Raw genomic sequence first — 13,312 nt, forward strand, 5'->3', positions numbered from 1 at the left:
AAAGCATTCGTTCATATCGCCATGATTAATTTGATGCTGACCAGGCTGTCCTCGGGGAAGGTATCAAACTTTTAAAACACGCACTTAGAATATTTTTTGAAAGTTTCAAATGACCATAAAAGAAAACCAGATCGAACAAAGCTTAATCGGCAAGTTGACCGATCTTAAATACACCTATTGCTCCGATATTCGCGACCGCGAGGCACTAGAGCAAAACTTCCGTAAAAAATTCGAGGCTTTAAATCGTGTCCATCTAACCGATTCGGAATTCGCCCGCCTGCGCGACGAAATCGTCACCGCCGACGTCTTCACTGCCGCCAAGACCCTGCGCGAGCGCAATACCTTCATGCGGGAAGACGGAACGCCGCTGCAATACACCCTGGTCAATATCAAAGATTGGTGCAAAAACGACTTTGAAGTCGTCAATCAACTGTGCATCAACACCGAGAACAGCCACCACCGTTATGACGTGATTCTGCTGATTAACGGCGTCCCTGTCGTGCAGATTGAGCTGAAAACACTCCAGGTCAGCCCGCGCCGCGCCATGGAGCAAATCGTTGAGTACAAAAACGACCCCGGCAATGGCTATACAAACACGCTGCTGTGTTTCATGCAGCTGTTTATCGTCAGCAATGAAAGCAATACCTACTACTTCGCCAACAACCACAACCAGCACTTCAGCTTTAACGCCGACGAGCGCTTTTTGCCGATCTACCAACTGGCAGACGAAGGAAACAGCAAAATCGCCCACTTGCACGACTTTGCCGACAACTTCCTGGCTAAATGCACGTTGGGCCAAATGATCAGCCGCTACATGGTGTTGGTCGCCAGTGAGCACAAGCTGATGATCATGCGCCCATACCAAATCTATGCAGTCAAGGCCATTACCGATTGCATCCATCAAAATCGGGGCAACGGCTACATCTGGCATACCACCGGCAGCGGCAAAACCCTCACCTCGTTTAAAGCTTCCACATTGCTTAAAGACAATCCTGACATTGAAAAATGCCTGTTCGTGGTGGACCGTAAAGACCTCGACCGCCAAACCCGCGAGTAATTCAATCGCTTCCAGGAAGGTTGCGTGGAGGAAAACACCAACACCGAAACCCTGGTACGGCGCATGCTGTCGGAAGACTACGCCGACAAAGTCATCGTCACCACCATCCAAAAGCTCGGCCTGGCGCTGGACGAAAACAGCAAGCGCAACCAAAGCAACAAACAAAAGGGTAAGCTTACCTACAAACAACGCTTGGAACCGCTACGCGATAAGCGCATTGTGTTTATTTTCGACGAATGCCACCGTTCGCAATTCGGCGAAAACCACAAAGCCATTAAAGAATTCTTTCCCAAAGCGCAACTGTTTGGCTTTACCGGCACGCCGATTTTTGACGACAACGCCAGCTACAAGCAAATCGACGGTACTTTCGGCTCTTTTAAAACCACCAAGGATATATTCGAAAAAGAACTGCACGCCTACACCATCACCCATGCCATTGAAGACAAAAATGTGTTGAGCTTTCACATTGACTATTACGGCAAAGACGATAAAACCGAGGGCGAGAGCAAGCCCAAAGCATCCGTCATTCCGCCGCCGGAAGCCGTCGTAAAAGCCATATTGGAAAAACACGATGCCGCGACCAATTCGCGCCGCTTCAACGCCATTCTGGCGACGGCTTCCATCAATAACGCCATTGAATACTACGAGTTATTCAAAACTATGCAGGCGCAAAAGCTAACGAAAGGCGACAGTTTTCAGCCGCTAAACATTGCCTGCGTGTTCTCTCCGCCAACTCAGATGCTGGCGAAAGACAACGACAATCAGAGCGCTAAAAACCTCGCCGACGTAAAACAACTGCAAGACGAATTACAACAAGAAAAGGCCGACAATCAGGAAGCGCCGGAACAGAAAAAAGCCGCGTTAACGACCATCATTGCCGACTACAACAGCCGGTACGACACCAACCACAGCATTAACGAGTTCGACCTGTATTATCAGGATGTGCAGCAGCGCATTAAAGACCACAAGTATTCCAACCGGGATTATTCGCGCGAAAACAAAATCGACATTGTCATTGTCGTGGATATGCTGCTCACCGGGTTTGATTCCAAATACCTCAACACGCTGTACGTCGATAAAAACCTCAAACACCACGGTTTGATTCAGGCCTTCTCGCGCACCAACCGGGTGCTGAATGACAGCAAGCCTTGGGGTAACGTATTGGATTTTCGCGGCCAGGAAAAAGAAGTCGACGCCGCCATTACCCTATTTTCCGGCAAATCAGCGGAACAAGCCAAAGAAATTTGGCTGGTCGATCCGGCGCCTGTCGTGATCGAAAAACTGCAAGACGCCGTCAGCAAGCTCGACGCCTTTATGCAATCCCAAGGCCTGGATTGCGCGCCGGAACAAGTAGCCAACCTGAAAGGCGATGATGCCCGAGCCGGATTTATCAACCACTTTAAAGAAGTGCAGCGCCTAAAAACCCAGCTGGATCAATACACCGACTTAAGCGAAGACAGTAAAAACCATGTCGAACAACTGCTGCCCGAAGACACTCTGCGCGGCTTTAAAGGCATGTATCTGGAAACCGCCCAAGACCTTAAGCGCGCGCAAAACAAAGGCGGCGACGTCAGCGCCGAGGTGCAACAACTGGATTTTGAATTTGTGCTGTTCGCCTCGGCGGTGATCGATTACGACTACATCATGGCTTTAATCGCCAAATCGACGCAAAAAACCGGCAAACAAAAAATGACCCGCCAGCAACTGATCGAACTGATCGGCTCCAGCGCCAATTTGATGGGCGAGCGCGACGATATCATTGCCTACATCAATAGTTTGCCGGCGGGCCAAAGCCTGAACGAACAGGCGATCCGCGACGGCTACCAGGCCTTTAAAGCGGCCAAGGCAGCAAACGATTTGTCAATTATCGCAGAAAAACACGGCCTGGAACCGCAAGCCCTGCAAGCCTTTGTGGATATCATCATGAGCCGGATGATTTTTGATGGCGAACAATTGACGGATTTGCTCGAACCACTGGAGTTGGGGTGGAAAGAGCGAAGAGTAAAAGAGCTGGCCCTGATGGAAGACCTGCTGCCGGTATTACACAAATTGGCCCAAGGCCGCGAAATTTCAGGATTAGCGGCGTATGAATAAACCGGCCACAGCCAACCCGGTGTTCAGCGAGGTGCTACAACACATCCAGCAAGCGCGGCAGAAAATCTTTAGCCAAGCCAACACCGCCCTGATTGACCTGTATTGGCAAATCGGCCTTACCATCAGCCACAAAGTGCAAAGCGAAGCCTGGGGTAAAGGCGTCGTCACCGAATTGGCGCACTACATTGCGCACAACGCCCCGGACGTCAAAGGCTTCAGTGATAAGAACCTGTGGCGCATGAAGCAGTTTTACGAAACCTATCAGGCTGATGAAAAACTCTCAGCGCTGGCGAGAGAATTGCCCTGGTCGCATAACCTGGCTATTTTTTCGCGCTGTAAAACCCAACAAGAAAGAGCGTTTTATTTAAAGCTGACTATTGATGAGAAATACAGCGTTCGCGAGCTTGATCGGCAAATCAGCGCGTGTTTATTTGAGCGTGCCAGGCTGGATCAGCCAAAACTCTCAACGCCGTTGAGAGAATTTCATCCCCAAATTAGCGCAGCCTTCAAAGACAACTACGTGCTGGAGTTTCTCGGCCTGCCGGAAACTCACAGCGAAAACGACCTGCAAACCGCCCTGATCCAGCACATGAAGACTTTTATTCTGGAGTTGGGCAGCGACTTTATCTTCATGGGCGAACAATTCCGTTTGCAAGTCGGCAACCAGGATTTTTATATCGACCTGCTGTTTTATCATCGCGGCCTGTCGGCGCTGGTGGCCTTTGAACTGAAAATCGGCAAATTCTCACCGGAACACATGGGACAACTGAGTTTTTACCTGGAAGCACTGGATCGCGATGTGAAAAAGCCGCATGAAAACCCCAGTATCGGCGTCTTGCTGTGCCGCGACAAAGACGACGAAGTCGTGGAATACGCGCTATCGCGCAACCTCTCGCCAACCTTAATTGCGCAATACCAGTTGCAATTGCCCGATAAAAAATTGATACAGGCTAAATTGCATGAGCTGCTGGCGCAGGAATTTGAGGGAGACAGATGAGTGAAGCAATGGAAAAGGGTTTGGTGCCGGGGTTGCGGTTTCCTGAGTTTCGGGATGCGGGGGAGTGGGAGAAGAAGAGGTTGGCCGATATAGCCGAATTTTATAAAGGCAAAGGCATCTCCAAAGCAGACATACAACCAAACGGCAATCAGCCATGTATACGCTATGGTGAGCTATATACAATTTACGGAGAGCTGATTGATAACGTTATTTCAAAAACAGACATGTCGCCAAATGAGTTATTTTTAAGTCATACGGGTGATGTGGTAATACCCTCTTCCGGCGAGACCAAGATTGATATTGCAACGGCTGCTTGCGTTATGCGTAAAAATGTTGCTTTAGGTAGTGATCTAAACGTGATTCGCTCTAAGCAAAATGGAGTTTTTCTTAGCTATTACCTCAACGGAGCACTTAAGTTTGAAATTGCCAAGGTCGCTCAAGGTGATACGGTGGCTCACCTATACAAAAGTAATTTAGAAAAGCTGGATTTGGCAATTCCTCCACAGATCGAACAACAAAAAATCGCCGATTGCTTGTCTTCCATCGACGAACTGATTACCGCGCAAGCCCAAAAAGTCGAAGCTGTCAAAGCCCATAAAAAAGGCCTAATGCAGCAGCTATTCCCCGCCGAAGGCGAAACCGTCCCCAAACTGCGCTTTCCTGAGTTTCGGAATGCAGGGGATTGGAATGCTATTCCGCTCGGTCAATTGGCAAAACGCTGTAAGCAGAAAAACGGCCAAGGGAAGTTGAACCGTGTGCTTACCAACTCCGCCGAATTCGGTGTGATTGACCAGCGGGATTTTTTTGATAAGTACATAGCCAATCAAAGCAATTTGGAAGGCTATTTTGTCGTCGAAAAAGGGGATTACGTTTATAACCCACGCATTTCAACAACAGCTCCGGTCGGCCCGATTTCAAGGAACAATGTCGCAGCAGGGGTTATGTCGCCATTGTATATCGTATTCCGATTCAACAACAACCAGAACGATTTTTACTCTAACTATTTCAAGACAACGGGCTGGCATCAATACATGCGACAGGCATCTAGCACCGGCGCCAGACATGACAGAATGGCTATCGCAAATGGCGATTTCATGGCCATGCCTCTTCCCGTTACCCGCCCAGAGGAACAACAAAAAATCGCCGATTGCCTGTCTTCCATCGACGACCTGATCACCGCCCAAACCCAAAAATTAACCGCTCTCAAAGCCCATAAAAAAGGCCTGATGCAGCAGCTATTCCCCGCCGTTGATGAGATAGTTGGATGAGCGGCAAGCCAAAAATCTATCAGTACAAGAACATAAGAGGCTTAGTTAATCGACTGCGCGATGATCTGCGAGACTCCAATAACGGCGGTTCCGATTTTGTTTTGCTTTACGCCTATAACGGCACCGGTAAAACCCGCCTTTCCATGGAATTTAAAGCGGCCGGTAAACGCAAGAGAGGCGTTGCCAGGGATACGCTGTATTTCAATGCCTACACCGAAGACCTGTTTCATTGGGACAACGATTTAAGCAACGATACCGAGCGCGTTTTAAAAATCAACTCGGGTTCCGGTTTCTTTAAGGGCTTTAAAGAGCTGGCGCTGGAAGAAAAAATTTTTTCTTATCTGGAGCGTTACGCCGAGTTTGATTTCAAAATCGATTACGAAAAATGGACTATTACCTTTTTCAAAGGTGACGCCAGCCACATTAAAGTTTCGCGCGGCGAAGAGAATATTTTTATCTGGTGTATTTTTTTGGCGATTTGTGAATTAACCCTCGACGGAGCGGAAGCCTATGACTGGGTTAAATACTTTTATATTGACGACCCGATTTCGTCCCTGGACGACAACAATGCGATTGCCGTCGCCAGTGATTTGGCGCAACTGCTTAAGCGCCGAACGAATAGGGTGAAGACGGTGATTTCATCGCACCACAGCCTGTTTTTCAATGTGATGTGTAACGAATTGAAGAAAACTTCGCACAAGACTTATTTTTTGCATCGCGGTAATGGTTCGGGCACCTACACCTTGCGAGCGACCGATGACACACCTTTCTTCCACCATGTCGCCATGCTGGCCGAACTACAGAAAGCATCGGAGTCGGGCAAACTGTACACCCATCACTTCAATATGCTGCGCAGTATTTTAGAAAAAACGGCTACCTTTTTTGGTTCTGATGATTTTTCTAGCTGCATTCACGGCATCGATGACGAAGTATTGTTTGCCCGCGCGTTAAATTTGCTCAGCCACGGTAAATACTCGGCCTACGAACCTAAAGAAATGGGCGAGGATACCAAGCAACTTTTTCAGAATATTCTACGGGTCTTCCTGGATCGATATAAATTTGATCTGCCGGAGATGATTACAGAAACTACGGCAGCATCAAGGGGCCGACCATAACCACTAAGAGGCATGCACCAATGGAAGCAATTCGTAGCATTCAGATAGTAAAAAACGGCGAAGTCCATCTCCAACTGCCGACGCAATTTTGGGGACAAGAAGTTGAAATTATTGTACTCGCCATACAGCAATCCGCCACGCCGCCGGTGGGCAAAAAAAGCTTGCGCGGTGCCTTGAAACGTTATGCCAATCCGGCACTAATGGAAAAGGAGCAAGCGGCATGGCTGGATTCAGTAGGGGAACACGATGAGCTTGGTTGATGCCAATATCGTCTTACGTTATTTGCTTGACGATCATGCCGAATTATCGGCGAAAGCAGCGGCAATTCTGGAGCAGCAAACTGGTACCTTGCCCATCGAAGCGGCTTGCGAAGTGGTGTACGTACTGCAAAAAGTCTATGCCGTGGATCGAGAAGAGATTCGACAACTGCTAACCGGTTTGTTGAACGAAGCACTGGTGACCATGGAAAAGCCGCAAGTATTCGTTAAAGCGCTTGAATATTTCGGCAGCAGTTCGCTCGATTTTGTGGATACCTTGCTTTGCGCTTATCGCACGGTAGAGGGGCAGGAAGTGTTTACATTCGACTAGAAGCTCAATCAATTTATGCAACGGACCAATCAATCATCAGACTCTCTATGACCGAACAAGAACTCAATAAACTAGGCAACACACTCTGGGACATCGCCAATCAACTTCGCGGCGCGATGAACGCCGACGATTTTCGCGACTATATGTTGTCGTTTCTGTTTTTACGTTATCTGTCGGACAATTATGAGGCGGCTGCCAAAAAAGAACTGGGGCCGGATTACCCCAAGCTTGCAGACGATGATAAGCGTGCGCCGCTGTCGCTGTGGTATGCAGCGAATACTGATGATGTGCCTGAATTTGAAAAACAAATGCGCCGCAAGGTGCATTATGTGATTGAACCGCAATACCTGTGGAGCAGCATTGCCGAGCTGGCTAGAACGCAAGACGGCGAATTGCTGCACACCTTGGAAAAAGGCTTCAAGTACATAGAAAATCAAAGTTTCGAGAGCACTTTTCAAGGATTGTTCTCGGAAATTAATCTCAACTCCGAGAAGCTCGGCAAAAAATATGAAGACCGTAACGCCAAGCTCTGTACCGTCATCGGCAAAATCGCCGAAGGCATCGCCAAGTTTTCTACCGACAGCGATATTCTGGGCGACGCCTACGAATACCTGATCGGACAGTTTGCCGCTGGTTCGGGCAAAAAAGCCGGTGAGTTTTATACGCCGCAGCAGATTTCTACGATTCTTTCCGAAATCGTTACCCTCGACAGCCAGGAACCGGCCACCGGCAAAAAGCTTAAGCTCGATAAAGTGCTGGATTTTGCCTGTGGCTCCGGTTCTCTATTGTTGAATGTGCGCAAGCAACTTGGCCCTCACGGTATTGGCAAAATCTACGGTCAGGAAAAAAACATTACTACCTACAACCTGGCGCGGATGAACATGCTGCTGCACGGTGTGAAAGATTCCGAATTCGAAATCCACCACGGCGATTCCTTGCTGAACGATTGGGATAAGCTAAACGAAATGAACCCCGCCAAAAAGCTGGTATGCGACGCCGTGGTCGCTAATCCGCCGTTTAGCTATCGCTGGGAACCGAACGAAGCCTTGGGCGAAGACTTCCGGTTTAAAAGCTATGGTCTTGCTCCCAAATCCGCTGCGGACTTTGCCTTCCTACTGCACGGTTTTCACTTTTTAAGCGATCAAGGCACTATGGCTATCATTCTGCCGCACGGGGTTTTGTTTCGTGGCGGCGCAGAGGATCGTATCCGCACCAAGCTGTTAAAAGACGGCCATATCGACACCGTAATTGGTTTGCCTGCAAATCTGTTTTTCTCCACGGGCATACCGGTTTGTATTTTGGTATTGAAAAAATGTAAGAAGCCGGACGATGTATTGTTTATCAACGCCGGCGAACACTTCGAAAAAGGTAAACGCCAGAATCGCTTGCTACCTGAACATATCTACAAAATTATAGATACTTACCAATATCGCAAGGAAGAAGCGCGCTATTCCCGTCGCGTTCCAATGGAAGAAATTGAGAAAAACGATTTCAACCTGAATATCTCGCGTTATGTCAGTACCGCCAAAGCGGAAATCCAAATTGACTTGCAGGTGGTTAATGCCGAGCTGGTTGATTTAGAGAAAAATATTGCCACAAGCACTAACAGGCATAACCAATTTCTGATGGAGCTGGGGCTGCCGCCTTTGCCTTGAGCCAAACGGCTCTATTTTCATATGTCAAGAAACGCAGGCGCTGTATCAGGGCAATCGCGCTATCTCGGCTATTGACAGAGCATGGCGTATAAAATAGAAAATTTGCCGAGATAACAAGGATGCTACTTAATCCGCTGCCCTATTTTCAAACGATTAAAGACCCGCGCCGTGAAACGAAAAACAAGTTGCATAAGCTGAGCGATATTTTACTGATTGTCTTGTGTGCGGTGTTAAGCGGCATCGAAGACTGGGTGGGTATGGAAGAGTTCGCAGAAGAGAAAGAGCCTTGGTTGCGTCGTTTTCTGGAATTGCCGAACGGCATGCCGTCGCACGATACCTTAAGCGATGTGTTGGGCCGAATTGATCCCAACGCCTTTCAGGAGGCGTTTTTGCAGTGGGTTGAAGCGGCGCTGCCGAGCCTGTTAGGCGAACAAATCTATCTGGATGATAAAACGTTGCGGGGCAGCCGCGTTGGCGACAGCACCGTGCCTTTACTGAGCGCCTATGCCGCAAAGGCTCGTTGGGTGTTGGGGCGGCAGGCCGTCGGCGAGAAAACCAACGAGATTACGGCGATTCCCAATCTGTTGTCGATGCTGGACATTGCCGGTTCGACAGTATCTATAGACGCGATGGGTTGCCAGAAAAACATCGCCCAAAGCATTAGGCGATGCCAAGGCCGATTACCTTAGCGTTGAAAGACAATCACAAAAGTTTGTGCGAGGACGTCCGTCTCTGGCTTGATACCGAAACGGCGGCAGGGCGGCTGCCGGTGCATGAAACGCTGGATAAAGGTCATGGTCGCATCGAAATTCGCCGTTGCAGTTTAAGTACGGGGATCGGCTGGCTCGAACAGAAGCTCGAATGGAAAGGCTTGGCCGCCGTTGGCCGGGTGGAATCGACGCGGATCGTCGGCGATAAAACGTCCGTGGAGAGCCGCTATTCTCTGTGCTCATTCACCGGTTTGGAACGCTTTGCCGAGAGTGTACGGCAACATTGAGGTATCGAAAACCAGCAACATTGGGTACTGGATGTACAGTTCGGAGAAGACGACAACCGGGCCAGGAAAGATCATTCGCCGGAAAATCTGGCTTTAATCCGGCGTGCGGCTTTAAACCTATTGAACAACAATGGCCCCAGTAAAGACAGTCTGCGCCGGCGAAAGCTCCGTGCTTGTTTGAGTGACCGTTACCGCGAGGAACTGATCTTTGGTAAAAGAAAGGCATAGCGCGATTGCCCTGGGCGCTGTATAGCTACGCAGCATTATCTCTGACTCATTTCCGACAAATCCAGACGCGCATAAATATATGCCGGCCAAGATTATGTTATCATAAGCAATTATATTAAAAAGTTTATATGTTTCAGTTGCTTGTGATTATGTCCTTGGTTTTAAAAGACTTCATGGCGGAAGATGTTACGCATATTCACTACATATAAACAACCGTGTCTGCGGCAGTTATAGAGTCATAAGATAATTAGGAATCATGCATGGAAAAATTAATTACCGCCAACAGCCCGTTTTCCATGGGTTCGGTCAGCGGTCTTACTTCCCTTTCTGCGAATAGCCTGTTCCCAATCGTCGGTATCGGGGCATCGGCAGGAGGGCTTGAAGCGCTCGAACAATTCTTTAGTCATGTACCTGACAATATCGGTGTCGCTTTTATCGTTATTCAACATCTGGACCCTAATTACAAAGGCATGATGGCGGAATTGCTGCAACGGATGACGTCGATGACGGTGCTGGAAGCCCAAAATCGTATGAAAATAAAGCGGGATTGCGTTTACATAAATCCTCCCGGTAAAGAATTGTCTATCCTTCACGGTACGCTGTTCTTACTCGATTTAGCCGCATCGCGAGGACTTCGGCTGCCGATTGACGCTTTTTTTTGCAGTTTGGCCGAAGACCGCCGTAATCAAAGCATCGGCATCCTGCTTTCGGGGATGGGCGCCGACGGTACGCTGGGCCTGCGAGCCATTAAGGAAAAATCGGGCTTGGTGATGGTCCAGGATCCCAGCGAAGCCAAATTGGGCAGTATGCCGCGAAGCGTCATTGATGCCGGATTGGCCGATATTGTCAGTACGGCCGCAGAGTTGCCTGCACATCTGGTCAGTTATCTTCAGCAAGCTCCCAAAAACACTTTTGCCGCTTCAGGACAACTATTGGAAGACAGTTCCTTGAGCTCTCTGGATAAAATTGCCGTTTTGCTCCGCGTTCAAACCGGCAACGATTTTTCGCTGTACAAAAGAAGTACTTTATATCGCCGTATCGAACGGCGCATGGCACTGCACCAGCTCGACCATATCGCCACTTACATCCGTTATTTGCGCGAGAACCCTCAAGAGCAGGCGTTATTATTCAAGGAACTGTTAATCGGCGTTACCAGTTTTTTTCGCAATCCGTCAACATGGGACATATTAAGAGATGAGGCGATACCGGCGCTGATAGCCAATTATCCGGACGGCAAAACCATAAGAGTGTGGGTGCCCGCCTGCTCTACTGGGGAAGAAGCTTATACGTTGGCAATTGTTTTCATGGAAGCGATTGAGCAATTAAAGCCGAGCGCGCATTATTCGCTGCAGGTTTTTGCTACCGATCTGGATGCGGATGCGATAGCGCAGGCACGCCAAGGATTTTACGCCACCCATAGGTTGACCGATGTTTCGCCGGAGCGGCTGAGCCGCTACTTTAACGAAGAAATCAACGGTTACCGAATTAAAGATGAAATCTGCGAAATGATCATTTTTGCCCAGCAGAACGTCATCAACGACCCACCGTTTACCCGGTTGGACATAATAAGCTGCCGTAATCTGCTTATTTATTTCTCCGCCGATTTACAGAAAAAAGTGTTGCCGTTATTTCACTATGCACTAAACCCGCACGGTTTACTGTTACTGGGTTCTGCCGAAAGCATCGGCAATTTTGTCTCCCTGTTTACACCGGTGAGCACTAAGGTGCGGCTGTTCCGCTGTATCGACAATCCGTTGCCAAAGCCTGAGGTGAGTTTTCCCAACAGGCATTTTATTTCCGCGCCTGCGATCAGGCAGCCGGTTAACGATTCCAGCCTGCCGGTCAATCTGCAACAACTGATGGAGCAATTGCTGCTTGCGTATTATACCCCGGCAGCGGTACTGGTTAATGCCGAGGGCGACATTCTGTATTTTAGCGGTCACACGGGTAAGTACCTGGAACCTTCCGTCGGCAAAGCCAACCTGAATATTCATGCGATGGCGCGCGACGGCTTGCGCCAGGCGCTGATCGGATCGATTCGCCTGGCATTGCAGCATAATACGGCGGTACACCTGGATAATGTTCAGATAACCGGCGAAAGCGGCGTGCATAGCGTTAATGTAACGGTGCAGGCTATCGAACAGCTACAGGCATTGCGCGGTAATGTCATTATCGCGTTTGCCGACATCGCCACAACGAGACCCCGTAAACGCAACGCCAAGCTTCCGCTTCCCGAGGCGCTGCAACAAGCCCAGCTGGAAATACAAACTTTACGCGATGAAATACAGTTTTTGCAGGGAGAATTGAAGGCCAGCCGCGAGGAAGGCCAGTTTGCAAATCAGGAAATGCTGATTGCCAAAGAAGAAATGCAGTCGGTAAACGAGGAAATATTGACGGTAAATGGAGAACTGCAAGCCAAGCTGGATTCGTTACAGTGGGTCAACAATGACATGCAGAACTTGCTTAACAGCACTGAAATTGCCACGGTGTTTCTGAATAACAAACTGCATTTGCGCCGCTTTACCGCTCATACTACGCAGATTTTCAGATTATTGCCTCAAGACGAAGGACGGCCGTTAAGCGACATTACAACCGATCTGGATTACCCGCTATTGCAGCAGGACGCAACCGAGGTGCTGCATAAGCTGGTGGTTTCGGACAAACAAATCCAAACTCACGACGGGCGCTGGTTTGATGTACGCATCATGCCTTATCGAACCATGGATAACATAATCGACGGGGTGGTGATTACGTTTGTCGATATCAGCCTTGCCAAAAATCTTGAGTTGGCATTGAATGAACACGCGATTGTGGCGATCACGGACCGGAAAGGCATCATTACCTATGTGAATAACAACTTTTGCAGCATTTCCAAGTATTCGCGTGAAGAACTGCTTGGTCAGAGCCATCGCCTGATCAATTCAGGGCACCATGATAAGGAGTTTATGGCCAACTTATGGAGAACCATTGCCGGCGGACACACTTGGAAGGGGGAGATTTGCAATCGTGCCAAAGACGGTTCTTTATATTGGGTCGATACCACTATCGTGCCTTTCCTCAATGCGAGAGGCGAACCGTATCAGTATATTTCTATCCGTACAGTGATTACCCATTATAAGAAAGAGTGTAAAGCGTCAGGAATGGATGCGAGCCATAATGGAAATCCGGAGATCTATTTGTAAAGCCTATTTATACCCAAAGGGCATAAGTTTCGTTTGAGCAGACAAGCTGCTCAACTCAGCTTTATCAGGACGGCAGCCTTAATCATTTCAAAATAGCTTCCGGAATCAGTTTATAATATCTCTTTAACGGA

9 protein-coding genes and 1 pseudogene are annotated in these 13,312 nt (G+C 48.7%); all 10 read left to right on the plus strand.

The annotated features are described in order from the left end of the window. The first annotated feature begins 109 nt into the window (after window positions 1–109). The 10 genes and pseudogenes from EKO24_RS23455 to EKO24_RS00845 all read left to right on the plus strand — a co-directional run bounded on the left by EKO24_RS23455 (window position 110) and on the right by EKO24_RS00845 (window position 13,181). Window positions 110–3,151: pseudogene (locus EKO24_RS23455) on the plus strand (type I restriction endonuclease subunit R). Continuing rightward, window positions 3,144–4,148: a PDDEXK nuclease domain-containing protein gene (locus EKO24_RS00810; RefSeq protein WP_127029484.1), complete on the plus strand. Its 1,005-nt coding sequence runs from the start codon at window positions 3,144–3,146 to the stop codon at window positions 4,146–4,148. The pseudogene EKO24_RS23455 and the gene EKO24_RS00810 overlap by 8 nt, the downstream one beginning before the upstream one ends. Beyond that, a complete protein-coding gene (locus EKO24_RS00815; RefSeq protein WP_127029483.1) occupies window positions 4,145–5,416 on the plus strand; it encodes a restriction endonuclease subunit S in 1,272 nt (423 codons plus the stop codon). Before EKO24_RS00810 ends, EKO24_RS00815 begins: the two co-directional genes overlap by 4 nt. Beyond that, window positions 5,413–6,531, plus strand: coding sequence for an AAA family ATPase (locus tag EKO24_RS00820; protein WP_127029482.1), 1,119 nt, complete (start codon window positions 5,413–5,415; stop codon window positions 6,529–6,531). The genes EKO24_RS00815 and EKO24_RS00820 overlap by 4 nt, the downstream gene beginning before the upstream one ends. A 20-nt stretch (window positions 6,532–6,551) precedes the next feature. Then, window positions 6,552–6,791 (plus strand): hypothetical protein, encoded by a 240-nt coding sequence (locus tag EKO24_RS00825; protein ID WP_127029481.1) that lies wholly within the window; start codon window positions 6,552–6,554, stop codon window positions 6,789–6,791. Beyond that, on the plus strand, window positions 6,778–7,119 hold the full coding sequence (locus EKO24_RS00830) for a PIN domain-containing protein (RefSeq protein WP_127029480.1): 342 nt from the start codon (window positions 6,778–6,780) through the stop codon (window positions 7,117–7,119). Before EKO24_RS00825 ends, EKO24_RS00830 begins: the two co-directional genes overlap by 14 nt. A 47-nt stretch (window positions 7,120–7,166) precedes the next feature. Next, window positions 7,167–8,774, plus strand: coding sequence for a type I restriction-modification system subunit M (locus tag EKO24_RS00835; protein ID WP_127029479.1), 1,608 nt, complete (start codon window positions 7,167–7,169; stop codon window positions 8,772–8,774). Window positions 8,775–8,893: 119 nt separating this feature from the next. Next, on the plus strand, window positions 8,894–9,463 hold the full coding sequence (locus EKO24_RS23355) for an ISAs1 family transposase (protein WP_277752477.1): 570 nt from the start codon (window positions 8,894–8,896) through the stop codon (window positions 9,461–9,463). Then, the gene (locus EKO24_RS23360) at window positions 9,442–9,771 is read left to right on the plus strand and encodes an ISAs1 family transposase (RefSeq protein ID WP_277752478.1); all 330 of its coding nucleotides are present in this window, start codon (window positions 9,442–9,444) and stop codon (window positions 9,769–9,771) included. The genes EKO24_RS23355 and EKO24_RS23360 overlap by 22 nt, the downstream gene beginning before the upstream one ends. A 488-nt stretch (window positions 9,772–10,259) precedes the next feature. Next, complete coding sequence (locus EKO24_RS00845; protein ID WP_127029478.1) at window positions 10,260–13,181, plus strand: chemotaxis protein CheB; 2,922 nt, start codon at window positions 10,260–10,262, stop codon at window positions 13,179–13,181. Window positions 13,182–13,312 lie beyond the last annotated feature (131 nt).

Origin of the sequence: Candidatus Methylobacter oryzae (assembly GCF_003994235.2) — a bacterium.
GTDB lineage: Bacteria > Pseudomonadota > Gammaproteobacteria > Methylococcales > Methylomonadaceae > Methylobacter_A > Methylobacter_A oryzae.